This window comes from Bdellovibrio bacteriovorus, assembly GCF_048286975.1.
Lineage (GTDB): Bacteria > Bdellovibrionota > Bdellovibrionia > Bdellovibrionales > Bdellovibrionaceae > Bdellovibrio > Bdellovibrio bacteriovorus_H.
Genome location: NZ_JBLVRT010000007.1, coordinates 57,667 through 78,909 on the forward strand (window position 1 = coordinate 57,667; position 21,243 = coordinate 78,909).

20 protein-coding genes are annotated in these 21,243 nt (G+C 51.0%); 8 read left to right on the forward strand and 12 right to left on the reverse strand.

Annotated elements, in window-relative coordinates; genetic code table 11:
* Position 1: 1 nt before the first annotated feature.
* The 3 genes from ACNQKP_RS16640 to ACNQKP_RS16650 form a co-directional block, all read right to left on the reverse strand.
* The gene (locus tag ACNQKP_RS16640) at positions 2-775 is read right to left on the reverse strand and encodes an ABC transporter permease (RefSeq protein WP_417866184.1); all 774 of its coding nucleotides are present in this window, start codon (positions 773-775) and stop codon (positions 2-4) included.
* Complete coding sequence (locus ACNQKP_RS16645) at positions 772-1,716, reverse strand: ABC transporter ATP-binding protein (protein WP_417866186.1); 945 nt, start codon at positions 1,714-1,716, stop codon at positions 772-774. The genes ACNQKP_RS16640 and ACNQKP_RS16645 overlap by 4 nt, the downstream gene beginning before the upstream one ends.
* A gap of 96 nt (positions 1,717-1,812) precedes the next feature.
* Positions 1,813-3,075, reverse strand: coding sequence for a DUF814 domain-containing protein (locus ACNQKP_RS16650; protein ID WP_417866188.1), 1,263 nt, complete (start codon positions 3,073-3,075; stop codon positions 1,813-1,815).
* Between the two features lie 82 nt (positions 3,076-3,157).
* Here ACNQKP_RS16650 and ACNQKP_RS16655 point away from each other — a divergent pair, with 82 nt between their 5' ends.
* Positions 3,158-3,427 (forward strand): DNA-dependent DNA polymerase, encoded by a 270-nt coding sequence (locus ACNQKP_RS16655; RefSeq protein ID WP_417866190.1) that lies wholly within the window; start codon positions 3,158-3,160, stop codon positions 3,425-3,427.
* A 33-nt stretch (positions 3,428-3,460) separates the two neighbouring features.
* Here ACNQKP_RS16655 and ACNQKP_RS16660 read toward each other — a convergent pair whose 3' ends face one another.
* From ACNQKP_RS16660 to ACNQKP_RS16680, 5 genes are all read right to left on the reverse strand, one after another.
* On the reverse strand, positions 3,461-4,351 hold the full coding sequence (locus ACNQKP_RS16660; protein WP_417866193.1) for an RsmB/NOP family class I SAM-dependent RNA methyltransferase: 891 nt from the start codon (positions 4,349-4,351) through the stop codon (positions 3,461-3,463).
* A 10-nt stretch (positions 4,352-4,361) separates the two neighbouring features.
* Positions 4,362-5,795: a sensor histidine kinase gene (locus ACNQKP_RS16665; RefSeq protein WP_011163553.1), complete on the reverse strand. Its 1,434-nt coding sequence runs from the start codon at positions 5,793-5,795 to the stop codon at positions 4,362-4,364.
* Positions 5,792-6,496, reverse strand: coding sequence for a response regulator transcription factor (locus tag ACNQKP_RS16670; RefSeq protein ID WP_417866195.1), 705 nt, complete (start codon positions 6,494-6,496; stop codon positions 5,792-5,794). Before ACNQKP_RS16670 ends, ACNQKP_RS16665 begins: the two co-directional genes overlap by 4 nt.
* Positions 6,489-7,154, reverse strand: coding sequence for a phosphate signaling complex protein PhoU (gene phoU, locus ACNQKP_RS16675; protein ID WP_417866197.1), 666 nt, complete (start codon positions 7,152-7,154; stop codon positions 6,489-6,491). The genes ACNQKP_RS16670 and phoU overlap by 8 nt, the downstream gene beginning before the upstream one ends.
* Positions 7,155-7,256: 102 nt before the next feature.
* On the reverse strand, positions 7,257-8,321 hold the full coding sequence (locus tag ACNQKP_RS16680; RefSeq protein ID WP_417866199.1) for a hypothetical protein: 1,065 nt from the start codon (positions 8,319-8,321) through the stop codon (positions 7,257-7,259).
* 43 nt (positions 8,322-8,364) lie between these two features.
* Between ACNQKP_RS16680 and ACNQKP_RS16685 the strand changes: the two genes are divergently transcribed.
* The 3 genes from ACNQKP_RS16685 to ACNQKP_RS16695 all read left to right on the forward strand — a co-directional run bounded on the left by ACNQKP_RS16685 (position 8,365) and on the right by ACNQKP_RS16695 (position 14,141).
* Positions 8,365-9,276: a hypothetical protein gene (locus tag ACNQKP_RS16685; RefSeq protein WP_417866200.1), complete on the forward strand. Its 912-nt coding sequence runs from the start codon at positions 8,365-8,367 to the stop codon at positions 9,274-9,276.
* Between the two features lie 113 nt (positions 9,277-9,389).
* On the forward strand, positions 9,390-9,932 hold the full coding sequence (locus ACNQKP_RS16690) for a transposase (RefSeq protein WP_417866202.1): 543 nt from the start codon (positions 9,390-9,392) through the stop codon (positions 9,930-9,932).
* 198 nt (positions 9,933-10,130) lie between these two features.
* The gene (locus ACNQKP_RS16695; RefSeq protein ID WP_417866204.1) at positions 10,131-14,141 is read left to right on the forward strand and encodes a hypothetical protein; all 4,011 of its coding nucleotides are present in this window, start codon (positions 10,131-10,133) and stop codon (positions 14,139-14,141) included.
* On the opposite strand, the gene ACNQKP_RS16700 is transcribed toward ACNQKP_RS16695, so the two are convergent.
* On the reverse strand, positions 14,138-14,644 hold the full coding sequence (locus ACNQKP_RS16700; RefSeq protein WP_011163546.1) for a SixA phosphatase family protein: 507 nt from the start codon (positions 14,642-14,644) through the stop codon (positions 14,138-14,140). The two genes, ACNQKP_RS16695 and ACNQKP_RS16700, sit on opposite strands and share 4 nt — an antisense overlap.
* A gap of 7 nt (positions 14,645-14,651) precedes the next feature.
* Positions 14,652-16,832: a polyphosphate kinase 1 gene (gene ppk1 / locus ACNQKP_RS16705; protein ID WP_417866206.1), complete on the reverse strand. Its 2,181-nt coding sequence runs from the start codon at positions 16,830-16,832 to the stop codon at positions 14,652-14,654.
* 79 nt (positions 16,833-16,911) lie between these two features.
* Here ppk1 and thiL point away from each other — a divergent pair, with 79 nt between their 5' ends.
* Together thiL and ACNQKP_RS16715 are read left to right on the forward strand one after the other, a co-directional pair.
* The gene (gene thiL, locus ACNQKP_RS16710) at positions 16,912-17,868 is read left to right on the forward strand and encodes a thiamine-phosphate kinase (RefSeq protein WP_417866208.1); all 957 of its coding nucleotides are present in this window, start codon (positions 16,912-16,914) and stop codon (positions 17,866-17,868) included.
* Positions 17,869-17,932: 64 nt separating this feature from the next.
* Positions 17,933-18,475: a PilZ domain-containing protein gene (locus tag ACNQKP_RS16715; RefSeq protein ID WP_417866210.1), complete on the forward strand. Its 543-nt coding sequence runs from the start codon at positions 17,933-17,935 to the stop codon at positions 18,473-18,475.
* On the opposite strand, the gene ACNQKP_RS16720 is transcribed toward ACNQKP_RS16715, so the two are convergent.
* Complete coding sequence (locus ACNQKP_RS16720) at positions 18,472-19,371, reverse strand: LysR family transcriptional regulator (protein WP_417866212.1); 900 nt, start codon at positions 19,369-19,371, stop codon at positions 18,472-18,474. The genes ACNQKP_RS16715 and ACNQKP_RS16720 overlap by 4 nt on opposite strands.
* A 95-nt stretch (positions 19,372-19,466) precedes the next feature.
* Here ACNQKP_RS16720 and ACNQKP_RS16725 point away from each other — a divergent pair, with 95 nt between their 5' ends.
* Complete coding sequence (locus tag ACNQKP_RS16725) at positions 19,467-20,066, forward strand: YceI family protein (protein WP_417866214.1); 600 nt, start codon at positions 19,467-19,469, stop codon at positions 20,064-20,066.
* A gap of 1 nt (position 20,067) precedes the next feature.
* On the forward strand, positions 20,068-20,838 hold the full coding sequence (ygiD, locus tag ACNQKP_RS16730) for a 4,5-DOPA dioxygenase extradiol (protein ID WP_417866216.1): 771 nt from the start codon (positions 20,068-20,070) through the stop codon (positions 20,836-20,838).
* On the opposite strand, the gene ACNQKP_RS16735 is transcribed toward ygiD, so the two are convergent.
* Entirely contained in the window at positions 20,835-21,200 is a 366-nt protein-coding gene (locus ACNQKP_RS16735; RefSeq protein WP_038450983.1) for a hypothetical protein, read from the reverse strand. The genes ygiD and ACNQKP_RS16735 overlap by 4 nt on opposite strands.
* Positions 21,201-21,243 lie beyond the last annotated feature (43 nt).

The window sequence follows — 21,243 nt, forward strand, 5'->3', positions numbered from 1 at the left end:
CTTATCTCCAACGTGAGGATTCAACAACACGCTCTGCCAGGAAACAGAACAGGACAATAATACTGAAGAAGAACACCAGCGCATTGGAGCGCACTGTGCCTTCCACCAGACTGGAAAGATGACTGCTCAGGGAAACATGCTCAAAGAACTTGCGAGCCGCTTCGCTGTCCATGACTTCCGTGCCGATACCGACAAACCAGATTGACACGTTAAAGATCACCGACGCCACATAGGCCACGATGCTGTTTTCAGTCAATGAAGATGCAAACAGATTCATCGCCGCATAAACCGCACCTACCAGGAAGATCCCCAGGAAGGCCACAATCAGCGGACCCCAGTTCACCGTCGCCAAAGTGGAAGTCGCCACCGGGTACAGCAATGCCAGCATCACCAGACCACCCACCGCACCCAAGGCAGCCAGATACTTGCCCATCACGATCTGCAGGGATGTCACCGGTGACGTCAGAAGCAGATCAAAAGTGCGAAGCTTCTTTTCTTCCGCAAAAAGTTTCATCGTCAAAGCCGGAACCACAAAGATCAAAAGCAGGTTCAGATAAGACAGCTGACGCAAGAACACCCCGTAATGAATATTCAACTGGTTCTGAGGAACCCCTTGTTGCATCACGTAGTTCATCAAAAGCTGAGAAAACAGATTCAATTGAATCGGATACACCCAGCTGAATACCAGACTCATCAGGAAGCAGATCACCCAGAACGTCGAGTTGAAGTAAAAACCCTTCAGTTCTTTTTTGAAGATTGTCATTGTTGGATTCATGCTTCACCTCCACGTTCCTGCTGACCATATGTAAGTTTCAGGAAGACATCTTCCAGATCCCGTTTGGCCTGACTCAGTTCCAGCAAACCGTAACCGCCGGTTACCAGCTGGGACGATACGTTTTCAACGGCCTCTTCGCCGCCTTTCAGATCAATGTTCCATTCTTTACGGGAAGCACCCAATTGAACACCCGTGACGGCACTGACGCCGGAAAGAACTATCTTCATGTCTTCCACGTCCTTGCGCAGGCGCACGTGCAGGCGCACCTGACCTTTATCCAAGGCAGACAGGTTTTGAATGCTGTCTTCCGCCACAATCTTGCCTTTATTGATGATGATCACCTTTTCGCAAGTCGCTTCCACTTCCGGCAGAATGTGGGTCGAAAGGATGATGGTGTGCTGGCCTTTCAGAGCTTTGATCAATTCACGGATCTCGGCCACTTGTTTTGGATCCAGGCCCACGGTCGGCTCATCCAGAATCAGAACTTCCGGATCAGACACAATCGCCTGGGCAATGCCCACGCGCTGCTTGAAACCTTTGGACAGATGATGGATCAGACGTTTTTGCACATCGCCCAGATTGGTTTTTTCGATGGCGTTGTTGACACACGCTTCGATCTTTTCTTTAGGAACTTGCTTCAGGGCTGCCACATAGCGCAGATAATCGCGCACAAACATGTCAGCATAGACCGGCGGAATCTCCGGCAGATAACCGATGCGTTTTTTAACTTCCAAAGGATTTTCAAAAACATCAAATCCCGCGACAGAGGCATTGCCATGGCTTGGGGCCATGAAGCCTGTGATGATTTTCATTGTCGTGGATTTGCCAGCTCCGTTGGGACCCAAAAAGCCCACAACATCACCCTTGGAAATGGAGAAGTTCAGTTTGTCGATGGCCCGACGAGGACCATAATCTTTGGTGAGATCTTTGACTTCAATCACGATGCAATCTCCTCTATATTCTAGAGGAAAATGTTAGACCGAATTACCCCCAAAAGGTACCTGCTTACTTTTTCCGAAGCGTCGCGGCGTAAGAGTTTAATTCAGCGTCAGATTGAACGATTTTTCCGAGTGATAAGTGACGCGTCCCAATTTATCGCCCTTGATCGGACGGACAAAACGACATTCGACGATCACCACCGCCACTTTTTGACCGACCATCAGGGATTTGGACGACAGGGATTCACGGGCCACCCAGGCGGCGACCTCCTGCACTTCGACCGGAGTGATTTCCTGATCGCGCTGGCGATGGATGATGGCGTGCGCCCCCGGATAATCCTTTAGATGCAGCCAGTAATCCCACGCTTTGGCCTGACGAAGCAGCGCCAGATTGTCAGCGCCGGACTTCCCGCAGTAGGCCAAAGCGCCTGAAGCCAGGTGCAACTTGCGTCCCCGAGCCTCGGCCTTTTTCATCAGATCCACCAAAGCGGGCTTGCTTTGTTTTTGCGAATACCGCGTGGCCTCAAGCTTCTGGATTTCGATTAAAAGCTCTTCCAGGCGCTCGCGAGCGCCCTCTTTTTTTCCGACCATTTGTTTGGCCTTGGAAAAACAGTGTTCAATGTTCCAGCTTAAGGACTGCTTGCGATCCACACATGACTGCAAATCCTCGGGCACATCCAGTGTCCCGTGGGTTTTCAAATACTGACCGGCCTCGTACCACAAAAGCTCACGATCGCTTTCGATCTGCTTTTGGATTTCACTTAAGGCCTTCCGTTTTTTCTCCAGATCCTTCTGTTTCTGCTTTTCCCATTGAGCGACCGGATCCAGATTCGTCGGTTTTTTGCCGCCGGATTGTTCCGCCAGCCACTCTTCGTGAATGGCGGCCAGATCGCGGGGCTCGGGGGGATTTTCCACCACCGGCGCCGCCGACAGATCCATCGGACGATCCCACGCCACTTGCTTGCCCTGCGCTTTAACGATCAGATTGCATTGTTTGGGAATAAGGCGAATTTCAAGCTCGCAGTCCATCGTGGCATTCTTTAGCTGCAGGCTGACCACGCGTCCGAAAGCCTCTTTCACCGTCATGGAAGTGACATACAAATTGCGCCCGTGAGAATTCAGGAAAAGACTGACCGGCTTGGTTTTCGGGCCCTTTTTAAACGGGCACTGATCCTCGAAAAGCAGCAGCATCGGGGTGTTCGGCACAAGGTCCAGTATCATCCAATACATGGTTCCGCGCAGATGAAAACCCAAAGCCAGACCTCGGTCATTGGCAAGCACGTCCTGCAACTGGGCGCCGTCCAAAATTGGAGCAAAGTAAGAGACAAAATGCTGGAGTTCTTGCTGTGTCAGGGCCTTCATTGGTCCAAGTCTCTCATCCTTTGGGCCAAATTTCTATGGGTGATGCTCAGGTTCGAAGAAGGAAAACCGATATTTGAAGGGTATGAATACAGATATGCTGCTAAAAATCGTAGAAACACAGCTTCAAGAAACCCAGAACATGCGCGAAAAGACGCCGGACTTCATCCGTAAGGTCGTTCATCTTTACACGCTGCAATTGATGAAAGTCGGCTCGATTCCAATGGAATTCATGGAAGATGTGCTGACAGACATTGAAGCGGAAGCCATTGAAATCTATCGCAAGAAAACCTACGGCTTTTTAACTTTGGAAGAATACCGCAGGCACAAATTCCGTCAAAAAGACGACAACTAGTCACCCACAAAGCGAACTGAAAAGTTCGCTTTTTTATTCTTCGACTTTCTCGATCACAGCAAAATACAAAGGACCAAAACCACACTGATCCGGCATGTAGGCCACACCCAACTCCGTGCGCTCCCCGCCCACACCCACAGGCGCTTCCAGCAGCTTCACAGCTGATTTTTTCTTTTTCAAAAGTTTGCGAACCACATCGTCATTTTCTGCCGGGCTGATAGAGCAAGTGGAATAAACGATGCGTCCCCCGGCTTTCACCGCCAGGAAGGCTGCCGCCAGCAATGAATACTGCCTTGCCGCCAGATGTTCGGTCCGACGCGGGCTCCATTCATCCTGGGCCGCCTGATTTTCCAGAATATGGCGCTCACCTGAACAAGGGGCATCCAGCAAAACCCGGTCAAAGCTGCCGGGCTCTTTCAGGCCAAACTGCACACCGTCTTTTCCGGTCACCCACACCCGATTGCGCACTTCGCGCGGCACATACTGCTGAATCACTTTCTTCAAGCGTTCGCGACGTTCCGGCGAAAGGTCATTGCAGAATATCTCACCCTCGTCCCCGAAAGACTCGATCATCACCAGACTTTTCCCACCCGGGGCTGCACACATATCCAACAGGCGATCACCCGGCTGCACGTCCAAAGCACGCGCCACCATGACGCTGGCCGGATCCATAATATAGATATCCAACAGCTCATCCGAATTGCGTTCAGGCTGACTGCCATGAGCCGGCGTCAACCAATGACAGCCGGGAAGCTCGGGCTTTTCCGGGAACTGAGACCAGGATTTAGTGCTTTTATCGGAAGGGCTCCACGCGTTCACCCGGGCAACTTGTTGTTCACGGGTTTGCAGGGCAGCGAAGAGGCCCGGCCAGCGGGAGCCATAAACTTTTTCAAAATGACGATAAAAGGGATGATCGGTGTTCATCCCCCAAATTTTACTTTCGGATCGGGAAAGAGCAAATAAATTCAGATCCCTGGTCGACAATACTCTTCACCGCAACCGTGCCACCGTGACTTTGCATAATATGCTTCACAATGGCCAATCCCAGCCCCGTGCCCCCGGCATCGCGGGTGCGCCCCTTGTCGATGCGATAGAAGCGTTCAAACAGACGATCCAAGTGTTGCTCAGGAATACCCTGCCCGTCGTCAATCACACGCAGGATAATGTATTCCTTGATGTCGCGTTCCCAACGGATCTGGATGGTCTTGCCAGAGGGAATGTATTTCACGGCGTTGGACACCAGATTGCGCAGAACCTGTTCCACTTTGCGGGCGTCGGCCAAAAACGGTGGCACATCGCCATTCACACGGATGGTGATGTTTTTTTCCGCCGCCATCACGGCCAGCTCAGAAACCACATGTTCAGAAATCGCCAGCGGATGAATCATCTCAAGCTTCAGCTCGGAGTTTGAAGCCTCCAGAGTGTTGATGCTAAGCATGTCATTCACCAGATCCATCAGACGGTCAATATTACGAGAAACAATATCCAGGAACTTGCCCGCCTGCTGAATCTGGCCGGTTTTCACGTCCTCTTTCAGCGTGTCCACATAGCCCTTGATGGACGTCAGTGGAGTGCGCAGCTCGTGAGATGCGTTTCCAACGAAATCCATGCGGATCTGCTCGGCCCGTTTCATCTCGGTGATGTCATGGAAGATCCCCACGACGCCGTAAATCTCTTGCGTCTTTTCATTGCGGATCGGGTTTACCGACACGGCAAAGAAGCGGGGCTGATTGTCGATCAAGGTCGGAAGCTTCACGGTGAAGCGCTGAACCTTGCCGATCTTGATGGTTTTGCCAAAGCCTTCCAAAACGTCGGAAGAACGAATGGCGTCCTTCAAACGCAGAATCTGCCCGTTCAGAAGGTCGGACGACAGGAATTGCGCGGCAAATTGAGAATTAAAATAAAGAATCTTTTCATCAAGACTGACCGACACCAGGCCCTCGGCCACGGCGCTCATAAAGGCCTGGGATTCTTCCTGGGACTGCAGATAGCGCGCCTTGCGACTTTTCATCTTGCGATGAATGCGGTCCAAAGCCAGCTCCAGCTCGGAAATGTCAGCGGTTTCATCGTCTGCCAGATCGTCTTCTTGTTCTTTAACCAGACTGCCGAAGGTGCGTTTGCTGGAAATACGCAACGCTTTCAGGATCACCCGGTGAATGGGTTTTGCAAAACGATAGGATGTGATGGCAGACACCAGAATACTGAAGACAAAGAAATTCAGCAGGGCTTCGTTATAGACAAATGGACGAACTCCGTGGCGAACATCAATAACTGAAATGACCGCCAGATACAGACCATTGAAAGCCACTACCTGCCAAGAGAAGTAGCGCCAGTAAACTCGCCATGGGAATCGGATAAATCGCTTCATGCGATGTCTACTTTAACCCGATATCCAACGCCACGGATAGTCTCAATACGGTCTCCCCACTCCCCTAACTTCTTGCGTAATCCGAAGACGTGGGTGTCGATAGTGCGGCCAACAACATTAATACCCTCGCCCTGAATGTTTTCAATCAGTTGTTCACGGGTCAAAACGCAGCCGTGGTTCTGAACCAACGCCCCCAGCAGCTTGAACTCGGACGGAGTCAAATGCAGAGGTTCGTTGTTGTAGGAGATCTCGTAAGACTTGAAATTGATTTTCAAACCCATCAGGGAAACTTCACCATCATCTGCCGCCGGCGCCGCAGTCTGCACCTGGGAACGGCGCAAAAGGGCCTTAATTCGAGCAATAAAGACTGAAGGATTGAAAGGTTTGGTCATGTAGTCGTCGGCCCCTTTTTCAAGGCCGGCAACGATGTCCTGAGGTTCGGTTTTAGCGGTGACCATCAAAACGGAGGCCCCGGTGTTTTTGGCTTTGATTTTATCGACGATGTCGACACCGCTCAAGCCCGGCAGCATCCAATCAAGGACGAACAAGGAATAGTTCTGGCGATTCATTTCGTTCAGGGCTTCTTCGGCGGAAGCACATTCGGTCACTCGGTACCCTTGACGAAGCAGGTGCAGAGCCATCAGCTCCCGGATTTCCTGCTCATCTTCCACCACTAGCACATGAACTGAATTATCAGCCAAACTTTCCTCCGTGTCGGACGTCCTTGCCGGTAAAGGCAAAGATCACGTCTTCTGCGATATTCGTCGCGTGATCTCCAAGACGTTCCAGATTTCTTGCAATCAAAATCAAATCCATGCCCGCTTCCACATCATCCGAGTGGGCTTTCATGTGCGCCATCGCGTCCTGGAAAACCTTGTTTTTCAGAGCGTCGATTTCGTCATCCATCAACAGGATCTTTTTGGCCTGCTCAACGTCACCACGGACGAAGCTGTCCAAAGAACCCTTCACCATGCGGCCGGCGATTTCTGACATTTTCTGAATGTCGCTGAGCTGCTGCTGGATGGGTTTGCGCCCCAGATAATCCTTACCGGAGTAAGAAATATTCACGGTCTGATCACCCATGCGTTCCAGATCGTTGTTAATCTTAAGAACGGAAATGATCAAACGCAGGTCTTTGGCCACCGGACCCTGCTTTGCCAATACGTGCATGCAGGCGTTGTCCACGCGGATGTGATCTTCATTGATCAGTTTTTCGATGTCATGAACACCGTTGAACATATCCACATCACGGGACAACAAAGCCGCGGTCACCTGAGCCAGAGATTTTTCAACATGGCCACCCATCAGAAGAATCATTTTTTTCAGGTCTTCCAGTTGAATATCTATCGCTCTTTCCATGGTATCCACCTTTAGCGCTTGGCTTGATTTATAATGATTTGAAAAATAAAGACACCGCTTAACACGGCATCTCTAGTGATTCTAACAGAAACTTAACACACTCTAGAACAGAACCTGAGCGGCCAGCTCCAGCTTGGATCGCTCGCGGGCCCCTGGGGCGAATTCCTCACCGTATTTGGTGTGATCAACCGCCAAGGCCGCCTTAATATCATCCGTCACTTGATAGCCCAAAGCAAGAATCGCGGTCTGCAAATCCTTGCCGTCCTCACCAACGACAGGGTTCAGATAATCATAACGCACCAAAATCTCCGCCTTAGGCCCTGTATGCACCACAGCGTAAAGACTGGCACCCTCGCCCCGGACGGACTGACCGCTGAGCGCCGTCACATCCACCCCGTCCGCCATTTCATAATCGCGAAGGGCATCGGCCGGGTCCTTGGTGGACAGATATTCCAAAGCCACCATCCATTCGTCCTCTTTTTCATAGGCCAACAGACCCTGGATGCGTTCCTTCAGGCCCACGTCGGCACCATAAAGATCGTAACTTCCACGGACATAGCTCACACTCAGGGACCATGGGGACCACTTAAAGAAACGGGCAAAAAGAGTGACTTCTTTGTGCGGGCCTTCCTCTTTTTCCTGTGCCCCTTCCCCGTTTGTCAGGTTGAGAGCCCATTCGCCATAATCATGGGGAAGCTGGGACATGAAAGACACGCCCAGATCGGAGTAAGACAGGTATTTCCACTTTTCAGTCATGGACCACGCGGTCTGACCCAGGAACCGGTACTGGTAGTTCTCGTATTGCGCCTCCTGCCAGGTTTGCGGGATCAAACCGGCACGTAAAGCGTGCATGCCTTCAAAGACACTGACCAGATCCAAGTAGGCCTCGCGAACACCAACATCAAAACGGTTTGGGCTGATGCTCTTTTGCTCAGAACCCTCCATCGTCACAACCAAAAGGTTGTCCTCTTGCAGAGGGATATGAAGACCCAAAAACAGGGACGGAACTGCAAAGGCCGAGTTCCCGCGCTCGCCTGTCGGCAGATTCCAGACAGAGGCCGTAGCATCCAACTCGCCGGTCAGTTCGATCTCAGAAAGAGCCAAAGCCTGCGTGGACGCAAAAAGTGAAAATAAAGAGCCAAGAACGATTTTTTTCATGTCTCTCATGCTGCCATCTTTATATACTGTTGCCAAGGAAAGGGAGCTTTACGTGTCACGTCGTATATCCGCCATCGATATCGGGTCCAACGCCATTCGCATGATGATTGCCGACGTTCATGAGCAAGCTCCGCATCTGCACATCGTGAAGAAGTACCGCGCCGCTGTCAGACTGGGGCATGATGTTTTCACGCAAGGGTTGATCACGCCAGCTTCATTGGAAATCGCCAAAGCCACCTTTCAGCGTTACGCCCTGACCAACCGCGAACTGGGAGTCACCAAGTGCCGGGCGGTGGCCACCTCTGCCAGCCGGGAAGCCAAAAATCAGAAAGAGTTCGTGGATCTGATTTATAAAACTTCGGGTATCAAAATCGAAGTTATCGATGGCAGCGAAGAAGGCCGCCTGATTCACCTGGCTGTGCGCAAAGAGCTGGATCTGGACAACAAAAAGTCGATGCTGATTGATATCGGCGGCGGCAGTGTTGAGGTCACCTTTTCCCAAGGACCCAAGATGCTGGCAACCAAGTCGTTCCCAATGGGAACCGTGCGCGTTCTGGAAAATCTGGCCAAAAGAAATCTGAATGAAAATCATCTGAATATCATCATGGGCGAATTCATTGGCGCTTTGGGCGAGCATATCTATAAGAACTGCGATCACGACCCGGTGGACTTCGCCATCGGCACCGGTGGCAATCTTGAATGCCTGGGTCAACTGAAGGGCGAGTTGCTGAAAAAATCCCCGCAAACCTTCCTGACTCTGGCCGAACTGACCGAAATCATCGACCGCCTGCGCACCCTGAAGGTCAAAGACCGCATCGAAAAATTGCACCTTCGCCCCGACCGCGCCGACGTCATTGTCCCCGCTGCCATGCTGGTCCAAACCATCATGCGCCAAGCAGAAACCGAAAAGATCCTGATCCCCAACGTCGGCCTGCGCGACGGCCTGATCTGGTCCATGCTCTAACCCTGATTCCCTGACTTCCGACCCTCGCCCCATCCGTTCCGCCACCACCACCCCCATTGCTTTTGGGACCCTCGCCCGCTTTGCAGCTATGGCTCTCCATCAAGGAGTTGCACATGGCAAAACACTTTTCTTTTGGCGGCGATCTTAAACATGACTTCAATGGAACCTCTTATGGAGGAGAACTTTCTAAAGGCAAACGACGAAGCCAGCGACCACTTTCCAACTATGAACCGATTCACCTGGTACTTAAGAGCAACAAAGCCTTCGGGCGAAGGTCCCTTTTGCATCCGGCGAACAGGAAAATGCTTCTGAAATACACACGAAGATTTGTATTTCGTTTCAAGGTGAGACTTTACAGCTTCGCCAATGTCGGAAACCACATCCATATATTGATCCGCGTCCCTGATCGCAAAGCCTATGTCAGTTTTATCAGCGCACTGACAGGCACCATCTCTAAAATGATCTTCAAATCCGCCGGCATGTGGGACCTTCGCCCCTTCACTCGTGTCACCTCCATGGGGCGAGGGTTCGGAATTGTGCGGAAGTATATAGAAAGAAACGTCGAACAAGGCTTGATGGTGGTGGAATCCATTATGAAGAAAGATCCACTTTGGCGGCGGGCGGGATTTGACTCGGTGATTTGGTCCTGGGCATAGACGGGGGCGAGGGTCCCAGAAGACAGGAAGGAGGAGATAAAAAACTGACAGTGTGGTGAGTGAAATGTCACTGGTCCCGGAGTGAGACAGCGGTTTGAACGTATTCGGTTTTAAGTCCGTCTTAATTCAGATGGCGAAGCTTCTTTGGCACCGCTCTTGCCTTTATTCATAGTGAGACAACTTTTTAAAGGGGTTCCTATGAAGTCCGCAAAGTCTTATAAGAATGTTCTGGCAATGAGCTTTATCTCCACGATCATTGCTTTTGGCTCCACTACAGCCCATGCCTTCGACATTCCACTAAAAGCCAGCGACATCAAGACCGTGGCCCGACCTGCTGCTCAGAAAAAATCCAAAACGATTTTCCTCGCAGTCGACGGTCTTAGCTACAACGCTTTTGCCACAGCCCAAAAGCAGGGACTCTTCAAAGAATTCTCAAGCTTCGGAGCACACGTCGCTCCTTTTCCATCTATGACTGACTTGTCCTGGGCCACCGTCACGCACACCTCCGACATATTTGGAGCTGCCGGACGTATTAAATCTGTTGAAGCTACCTATTTCGATGAGTCCTCCCAGTCAATTCAGGGCGATCCCCGCGACTACTACCGTCGTTTGGCTTCCCCAAAGTACTACATGGGGGCCTTCGAATCCTTCTTTAATCCATATGTCGAAGCTCTTATGTACTTCCCCACAGAAGAGGTTCCAAAACTTGAAATCAAAACTGTTGTGGATGAGCTTTCCGCAGCGAAATCAAAGCCGGTCCTGACAGGATATATCGGCGCAATTGACTCTACCGCCCACACTCAAAAAGACCGCCTCTTCCCGGTCATGAAAATCCTGGATTCAGAAATCAAACGTCTGATCAAAAACTTCAAAGACAAAGGTGAAGACTTTGAAGTTGTTCTGGTGTCCGACCACGGCAACATCGGCCGTTTTCAGGAAGGCACCGCTGAAATGGAACTCATGGGTGTCGATATCGGCGAAGTTATCTCCCGTGCCGGCCTCAACAACGTTCAACAATTAAAAGACCCCAAAGACGTGGCCGTGCCTTTGATGGCATTGGGCACCTGGGGTCCTGTCTACCTGAAAGACCGCAAACAAATGCCTCGCCTGATCGAAGAGTTTAAGAAAGCAAACTGGTTCGACATGGCGGTCTACATCAACCGCAACAACGCCTCTGACACTCTAATGACCGTAGAAACCTCCACAGGAGGGGCGAAGGTCCAATTTGATAAGAAGAATGGCTTGTATTACTACTATCCGGAGATGGGAAATCCGTTGGGCCTTCCCAAGGAGTATCACTCCACCAAGGCCGCTCCCAAAGGTATGAAAGCCGATCAGCTTTTAAAAATCACAGCCCTTACTAAATATCCTGACTCTATCTTCCGTCTGATCGAGTCGGCTTCTGAGCGCAATTTTGACTTCCCGGATTTCATCCTGACCCTGAAAGACGGTCACTACATCAAATCCGCTCTGGGTGGCTTCACTAAAATGTACCGCACTCACGGCTCTTTGACGGCAGCTTCCAGCTTCGGCCTGGTTGCTTCCACCAAACGCATCATCCCTGGCCAGATACGCTCCAAAGACATCCTTCCATTCTTCGGTATCGAAGCCAAAGAACTGTTCGGCAACACCGCTGCCCGCCATGAAAAATCCGGCCGCGAAGCCCTGCAGGAGGTCAACATCAACTCCCGCCGTGGTGTTGAGACTCAAGCCAAAGATCTTTCCCAAAAACGCATCTTCCAGCACCTGACCCGATTCGTGTCTGACACGCGTCCTTACTTCCTGGTTTCTGAAATCAAGAGCTTCATGGATGCCTTCAAGTTCGATCCGTTCCAAAAACCAGGCTCCAGCTCTATGAGCCCGATGAACTTTGATATCTCCAAGTTCGACGTCAACACCATGATCAGCCCAGAAGACATCGGTGCGGTGACGGATGCGGTTCTGACTGCAGGTTCAGTTGAAAACCTGATGAACGATCCACGCATTGAAAAAGTAAAAGCCAAAGTCGGCATCCTTCAGGATACCAAAACCGCAAACCTGGATCTGAAAACCACCGACCTGACTTCCGGCGGTATCATGGGTGACATCGCGAAATTCGTGCTGCCAGCCAAACGCGCCGTCATGAAAATGTACCAGCTTCCATACCTGCTGGAAAAATCCATCGTGGTTCAGGAAAAACCATTCCTGCCAGAAACACGCGACATGGTCTTTGCGAAAAACTGGGTTTCCACCAAAGAATCCCTGGCAGCTTCTTTCGCGAAACTGACTGACGTGAAACAAGCAACCAAAACGAGTGCGGCGGAACAACTGCTGAAAGAAACCATCAAGGAAGCAGACCTTGAAGACCGCATCTATCCAACACCACTGACGAAGATCTACAACTCCAAGCTGGAAGACGTGACCTTGGTGTATGTTCCAGGCATCTACAACAGCATCTTTGACAAAGAGATCTTCTCTTTGGGTCTGAATGCCCTGCAGGACGATCTGGGCCTGCGTGTGATCCAGCCGCCAGTGGAAAGCACTTGCGCGAGCGACCTGAACGCCGACATCATCATGAACTACATCCGTGACGACTATAAAATGCGCTTGCAGCGTGGCCACAAGGCTCCTCGCTATGTGTTCCTGGGCTATTCTAAAGGTGCGGTGGATACACTTCATGCTTTTATTAAAAATCCTAGCTTCGTGTCCACATACGTAAAAGGCTTTGTGTCTGTCGCGGCTCCATTGCATGGTTCCAGCATCCTGAACACGACCGACGTTCCGTTTGCCCTGGTTTCCGCCCTGTCTGAAAACCAAGGTCCGGAGATCTGCCAGACTGAAAAAACCGCGTCCAAGTCCATTTCCCCTACTGCAATGGATTCTTTCTGGAGAAAGAACGAAAGATCTTTGATCGGTCTGACTCGTTACTTCTCTGTGACCTTTGAAAGTGACCCTGAAGATTCCCACATCTTCATGAAAGCCACAAAAATCATCGGTCAGTTCGATGAAAACAACGACGGAGTTGTGACAGTGTCTTCCTCCAAGTTCCCGGCGCGCCTGAAGGCTGTGGACATGGGCACAATCAAAGCCGATCACCTGGCTGGTATTTTGTCTTCCCGCTTCAACCAAAAAGCTTTCATGAAAGGTCTGGTGACGGCGCTGGCTGAAGCCAACATCACTGATGATAATGCCAACCTTGAATGGAACTCCCGCGTGATCCTGTCTGCGGCAAATGCGACTCCGATCAAGAACCGCGCTTACTTCTCTTTGAGCAAGCCGGGCGTTGCCAAGGTTATGCACCTGGGCCACGACAATCTGGTGGACTTCCTGCCATACGGAAACTCTTACGAGCTGAACCGCCAGGCACTGCCAGCGATCGTGGATCCAGCGGACAGCTATGAAGTAAAAACGAAACTGCCACAGTCCCAGCTGCGTTACGATCCGTATGCAGTTCTGGATGTGGCGAAGCTTCCAGATGTCATGGCTGGCGTGAAGGTATCACCTGCAACCAAGTCCAACATGCCTGAAGGCATCAACATCGAGTACCACCACCAGAACATGGTCCACTTCCGCATGGATCACCAGTTCAACTATGAATCCCGCACTCCGGGTGGCATGGATGACAACAAGGATTCCGGTTACATCACTGCTGAATTTAACGGTGAAAAAGACTGGGCTGCCATGAGAAGTAAAAACAACTCCATCCGTCTGACAACGATGGCGTACAGATTCTCTCCGGCGGAATTCTCAACGATGGATCTGAAACTGGCCGTTACCAAAGGCGTTAAAGGCGCAGACCCGGTGAAAGGTAAAACCGGCAAAGATGACTCTGCCTTCCAGGTTTGGTTCACAATCCGTGATGGCAAAGCCAACGGCGACCGCACTTTGGTGGACCCTAAGAACGACAAGGTGATCTTGTTTGGTTACTACTGGGGTGATGAAGTGAACGGTGAAGTTCGTCAGGCTGGTTCCGTGTACGAAAACTGGTATTCCAACAAAAACATCGTGGTGGCGACTTTGCCAGAGGCGAAACAGCTTCTGTTGAACAACCAGGACATGTTGGGTAAAGCTCAGAACTATAAGCGCAACCTGATGGAAGACCTGAAAAAAGCCTTCCCGGACAGAAACGTCAGTGACTTTGAAATCGTCGCTATCACGATCCAGCATGACTCGAATGATGCTGCGGATTCTTCTGAAGCGTTCTTCAAGTCCCTGAAATTCACACCTTAATCAGCAAGGAATTTGGGCGGGATCGAGTACAAAAGCTGTGCTCGGCCCGCTTCGGCTGACGAAAAAGACTCCAGCTCAAGTCCGATAATGCCGCTTTTCTTAAGATCAATAAAACTCTCGGCCTTCAAAGACAGCATATAACTGGCAAAAACGCTCAAGTGCGGCTCATGGCCGACAACGGCGATGCGTTTGTAATTGCGCCCCTGCACACGCAGCCATTTCAAGAACGCCTGCGGAGGACTGTGCGGCACCAGTTCGGGTGCTTCGACCACTTTGGTTTCATAGTAAATCTGGGAAATGATTTCGGCCGTCTGCCGCGCACGGGTCAGCGGACTTGAAACAATCAGGTCGATTTCCTTCACATAATCACGCAGGTTTACGCAGACCTTCTGCATGCGCTTGCGACCCTTCAGGGTCAGCGGGCGCAGGTAGTCCTCCTGGCCCTTTTTTGCGAACTCTTCTTTGTCTTCCGCCACTGCGTGACGGATAATGATCAATTCCACTTAGGCACTACTCCGAAATTGAACTGGTGGATGAACTGGTATTTTCATCCACAAATGTAACCCGGGCTTTCGCAATTTGCATCAGGGTTTGATGCAAACCGACATCCTGCGAGTTCTGACGTACATAAGTCCCATCGGACTTCATTTCCCAGGACTGGCGTTGCTCTTTCACACACAAACTCAGGATTTCCCAACACTTCTCTTTTAAGGAACGATCCAAGATCGGCACGATGGCTTCGACCCGAGCGTGCAGATTGCGGTACATCCAGTCAGCAGAGCCCAAATAGAACTCCCCGTCCACCGGGTCCTTTTCCCCGTTGCGGAAATAGAAAATGCGTGAGTGCTCCAGGAAACGACCGATGATCGAGGTCACACGGATGCGCTCGCTCATACCCGGGACCCCAGGGCGAAGACAGCAGAAGCCCCGCACAATCATCTCGATATCAACCCCTTTTTGCGAAGCCGCGTACAGGGCCACAGCAATGTCGTTTTCTTCGAAGTTATTGAATTTGGCAATGATCTGCGCCGGACGACCCGCTTTGGCGTGTTCGGCCTCGCGTTCGATCATGGACTTAAAGCGCGAGAACATATTCACGGGCGCAATCAGCAGATTCTGATAATTGCTCTTTAAAGATCTACCCGTCAGATAATGGAAAAACTCCACCACATCATTGGTGATTTCTTCACGCGCCGTCAAAAGCCCCAGATCCGTATAGAATCGCGAAGTCGCCACGTTGTAATTTCCCGTCCCGATATGGCAGTAACAGCGCAAGCCCTCTTGCTCCTGACGAACCACCAGCGCGGTCTTGGCGTGAGTCTTCAAACCAACAACGCCATAAACCACATGCACGCCGGCATTTTCAAGTTCAGTGGCCCAATAGATATTGCGCTCTTCATCGAAGCGCGCCTTCAGTTCCACCAGACACACGACCTGCTTGCCCTGTTCAGCCGCACGAATCAGTGAGCGAATAAAGGGGCTGTTATCACCGGTGCGGTACAAAGTCATCTTGATCGCCAGCACCTTGGGATCTTCACTGGCCACCCGAATGAACTTTTCCACTGAAGCCGCAAAGCTTTCATAGGGATGATGCACCAGCTGGTCCGCCATCTTAATGGCGTTAAACATCCCGTGCCCGTCTTCGGCAAATGCCGGCGCCACCACCGGAGTGTAGGGATCAAATTTCAATTTCGGCAGATTTACATCCGAAATCACACCCAAGTCAGTGAAATCCAAAAGACTGGAGGTCTCATAAATGTCCTCCTCAATCAGCTCCAGTTCCTCCATCAGGAACTTCAGCATCCACGGATCCGGATGCGGCCCGTGCTCCAGGCGCACCACTTCGGCAAAACGGCGCTGGCGCAGTTCTTCCTCAATGGCCTCCAGCAAGTCTTCCGCATCCTCTTGATCCTGGTCCGAATCGGCATTACGAGTCAGTCGGAACGGCATCACTCCCAGCACCTGCATGGCCGGGAACAGATCCGCCAGATTTTCTTTGATCACATCCAAAAGACTGATGAAACGATAGTCCTTGCTTTCAGCGTCAGTGCGAATCCACTGCGGCAGAACTTTCGGAATTTTCACGCGGGCAAACAGTTTTTCCTCATTCCCCGGATGCTTCAGGGTCACACCCAAAGAAATCGACAGATTCGAGATGAACGGGAATGGATGTCCAGGATCCACCGACAGCGGCGTCAGCACCGGAAAGACGTTGCGGTTATAGTACTTTTTGACACTGTCTTTTTCTTTGTCAGTAAGGTCTTTCCAGGAAAGCAGATGAATGCCTTCTTTTTCCAGAGCCGGCTTTAGCACTTTGTTATAGGCATGCGCCTGATCCTGAATCATCGGGATCACGAACTGACGGATTTCCTGCAATTGTGCCATCGGGGTTTTACCGTCAGATGATTTGGCGGAAACCCCATAGGCCATGTGACGCTTCAGACCGCCAACCCGTTTCATAAAGAATTCATCCAGATTGGATCCGGAGATGCTTAAGAATTTTACACGCTCCAACAAAGGATTGCGCGCGTCCTCGGCTTCAGCCAACACTCGTCTGTTGAAATTCAGCCAGCCGATCTCCCGGCTGGAGAAAAGACTTTCAGATGACAGAGGATGTTCGACAACCTTCGGCTTGCGTGTAGATTTCTTTTTCGATGTGCGTTTCGGCGAAGCCGCTTTGGGCGTGTTCAAAAGAATCCTCCTTGACTCCTAACTCTCTTATTTCACAATAAAGCGACTTCTTTAGCAATGTCTTACCAGGAACAACGACATGCAAAATACTCCAAAAGAATGGTCACTCATTGAGCGCATCCGTTATCGGGTCCAGCGTCAAAATGATCACACCAAAGTACCGCTGGGTGACGACGCCTTCGTTTTTAAGAATTATCCGGGCTATTCAGTGATCTGCCAGGACATGATGGTAGAGGGAGTTCACTTCGACCTCGACTATTTCAGCGCCTTTGATCTGGGATATAAGTCACTCGCGGTGAATTTGAGCGACATCGCCGCCATGGGAGCACTTCCCCATTTTGCGCAGGTATCCCTGGCCCTGCCGAAAAAACTAAATGAATCTTGGCTTGACGATTTCTATAAAGGCATGACCAGTTTGGCTGATGATTTCCACATGCAAGTCGCTGGTGGTGATCTGGCAGCATCCCCGGACCGATTGGTGGTGGATGTCAGTGTGCACGGGTCTTGCGAAAACCCGCTGACCCGCAAAGGTGCAAAGCCCGGCGACCTGCTTTTGTGCAGTGGACCTTTGGGATTGTCTTTCACTGGCATGACCGCTTTACAGAAAAAACTTTCCGGCTTTGATGACGCCAAAGAAAGGCATCTGCGCCCGAAGCCGCGCCTGGATCTTGTGGCCGGTCTGCAAAAACAGCACACCCGCATTCATGCCCTGATGGACTGCAGTGACGGCCTGGTGAACGATGCCCTGCAGTTGCGACCACCGAATGGCGGTTTTCATCTTTTTGCTGAGAATCTTCCCTTGCACCCAGACAGTGAAAGCCTTGCCGTGGATCTGCACTTGAATCCACAGGACTTTGTTCTTTGGGGTGGCGAGGATTACGAACTTCTCATGGCAATCCACCCCGAGGACTACGAATACTTCCCGGAATGGAAGATGATTGGACAATTCACAGAAGATCCTCGCGTCTTTGTGACTCATCCGGATCATCATGAAGAGATTAAAGAGTTCAAGGGCTGGAAACACTTCCCGGGCTGAAATTTCTCAATTCGAGACAGCCCTTTTGCTTCAGAAAGACCGGCAAAGGGCCGAAAAGTAGACTATGACAAGTCTTGCTCGCTATCACGGCCGATCACCACGCTACATTCTCAATACTGAGGACGACAGCCTGGTTCGCGTCGCGGGCCCGAAGCAAGTCCCTTGGGAAGAAGGCACCGAAATCAAAAACGTCTCTTTGACGGGCTTGGCCTTCACTGCTCCGGATGATCTGTGCCCGCTTTTGGGCGAAGTCGTGAAAATTCAGTTCACTCCACCCGGCTCACGCCAGATGGCATGTTATGGAATCGTCACGCGACTTGAAAACATTTCTGATTCCCGCATGCTCGTGGGAGTCCACTTCTATAAGCTTGAAATGCAGCAAAGAATCGTGCTTGCCCAAGGCCTGGCCCGCAAATTCAAAGAAAGCCAGGACCGCGGTCAGATTGATGACATGCTGAACCGCCCGCGCAGCTCGGTCAGCTTCGCCAATCTGCCCCAGCTGGTGGTGATGGGGCTTTTGGCGACCATGTGGTGTGCGACTATCTGGGCTCTTCTGCGCTTTGAATACTCGGGTCTTTACAAGATGCTTTTGAGCGTCCTGTCTTAAGCGAAATACACTTCCTTCAAACGTTTGTAAGCAAAGTCCATGAAGCGCTTCACCTTCTGGGACGTTTCTTTCGTGTCGGGCGATACCAGACTTACCGAGACTTCATCCCCGCGCAGATTTTTATGAATCTGAACCAGGCGGCCGTCACGCAATTCATCCTTGCATAAAAACTCGGGCACAAAAGCATAGCCTTTTCCCAGACGGGCCAGATTCAAAAGCATTTCCGGATTGTTGGCCGTGACGATGGGGTTGGTTTTCAAGGTCAGACGTTTTCCATCAGAAGATCGCACCACTTCAAGCTTCGGTTGCTGAGTCAGTCCCAGGAAAGGTGCTGCTGCAAGCTTGGTCAGATCTTCCCCCACACGGTAGCGCTCCAAAAAGCCCGGGGACGCCACCAACAAGTTTCTGACAGTGCCGATCTTGCGTGCGCGCAGGGAGCTGTCTTTCAAGTTTCCGATACGAATCCCCACGTCGACTGATTCTTTTACCAGATCCACATACGCTTGAGTCAGATACAGATCAAAGCGCACACGTGGATACTGCCTGGTGAATTCATCCACAATCAGAGGAAGCTGTTTAACCCCCATATCATCAGAAGCCGTGACCCTGATCACACCCGAGATTTCGGCCGTGGATTCACTGACCTCGCCGGTGAGAGTCTCAAGTCCTTCAATCAGACCGCGAGCGCGCTCGTAATAGATGCGCCCCATCTCGGTCAGTTGGAACTGACGTGTCGTGCGGTAAATCAGCTGCACGCCCAGATCTTTCTCCAGCGCTGACAGCCTGCGGCTGACGCGGGACTTGGGTTGCTTCAATACCTCGGCCGCCTTGGTGAAGCTGCCACTCTGAACAAGTTTGACGAATGTGCGTATCTGATTGAGATCTAATTGTTCCATATACGCAACAGTATATTCCGAATATGTCACCTTTCGCAATAATCAAAAACGCACGATACTAATTCCGTTGAAACAACATAAAAGGAGAAATTCACATGAAAACACTTATTCTTGGTTCCCTGGTTACCTTGGCTGGTATGTCCTCATTTGCAAAATCCATCCCGGCGGGTTCTTACAACATCGACCCGGCCCACTCTAAAATTGGGTTTGAAATTCCTCACTTGGTCATTTCCACGGTGGAAGGTCGTTTTGCTCAATTTGATGGAACTTTGGACGTGGACGCAAAACTTGAAAAGTCCAAAGCCAAATTGAATATCGAAGTGGCCAGCATCAGCACCGAAAACAAAGACCGCGACGATCACTTGAAAAGCCCGGACTTCTTCGATGTGGCCAAAAATCCTAAAATGACCTTTGTCACAAAAAAGATTACTGGCACACCGGACAATCTGAAAATTGTTGGCGATTTGACCTTGAAGGGTAAAACTAAAGAAGTGACTTTGGATGCCAAATACCTGGGTGATGTGAACGACGCCTACGGCAACAACAAAGTGGCATTCACTGCGACTGGCAAGATCAACCGCAAGGATTTCGGTCTGAACTGGAGCAGTGTTGTGGAAGCAGGTCCGGTTGTGGGTGATGAGGTGACTTTGATCCTCAAAATCCAGGCTGGCAAACCGGCTCCTAAGAAAGGTTAATATGTCTACGATGCCTGTGCTTTTTATTGGTCACGGTTCTCCGATGAATGCTCTGGACAAGAATGCCTTCACGGAGAGCCTCAACAGACTGGGCAAAGCTTTGCCAAAACCACAGGCCGTTCTTTCTGTCTCTGCTCACTGGGAGACAGAAGGAACGAAGGTTCTTTACCATCCCGACCCTCCCACGATTCATGATTTCTACGGATTCCCCAAAGCCCTGTTTGATATGCAATACCCGGCGCGAGGCCCACTGAGCATCGCCCACGAAACCCAACGACTGCTGCCAAAGTCTGAGCTCTATGACAAATGGGGTTTGGATCACGGCACGTGGTCTGTTCTGGCGCACATGTACCCACACGCAGATATTCCCACTTATCAAGTCAGCCTGGATGTGACAAAAACAAACCAACAACATCTGGAGCTGGGAAAACTGCTGCGTCCTTTGCGTGACAAAGGTGTTCTGATCGTTGCCAGTGGCAACATCGTTCACAACCTAAGATTGATTCAATGGAAAAACAAAGACGGCAGCTTCCCGTGGGCCGAAGAGTTCGACGGCCAAATCAAGGCCGCCCTAGAAGCACGCGACACCAAAACTCTGACCGACTATGAAGCCCTGGGTGAAAGCGCCACCTTAAGCGTTCCCACACCGGAGCACTATCTGCCCTTGCTGTATGCGTTTGGCGCCAGCACCGAGGAAGACCGCATTTCTTATCCTTACGAAGGGTTTGAAATGGGCTCCCTGTCGATGCGTGCGGTGATGTGGAGCCGTTAGAACATAGGCTTGGCAACCGCCAGCCAGATTGCAGCACTTCCCAACACTGAAAGCACGGCCATATTGGTGAAAGTCCATTGTGGTTTCTTGCGCACAATAAACGCCCAGATCCCCAGCATCACCCAGATCGCGGTTTTAGCCCGGCCCCAGTTCGGAAAATTCGCCCCCATACCCAGAGTCTCCACCAGCCCATAGGCGCTGGCAAAAAGCGCCAGCCAGGAAACTCCGTGCAGAGCATAGCTGAATTTTCTGAATTTCTGCGCCGGCTCCCCAATCGCCACCGCCACCAGCATGAAACCAAAACTTACAAACATCAGGGTCAGACTGATCAGATGGATCATCTTATAGGTAAAATAGTTCACGAAATCTCCTTTGGGCGTAAGCGGCCCGATTAAATTGCTTGCC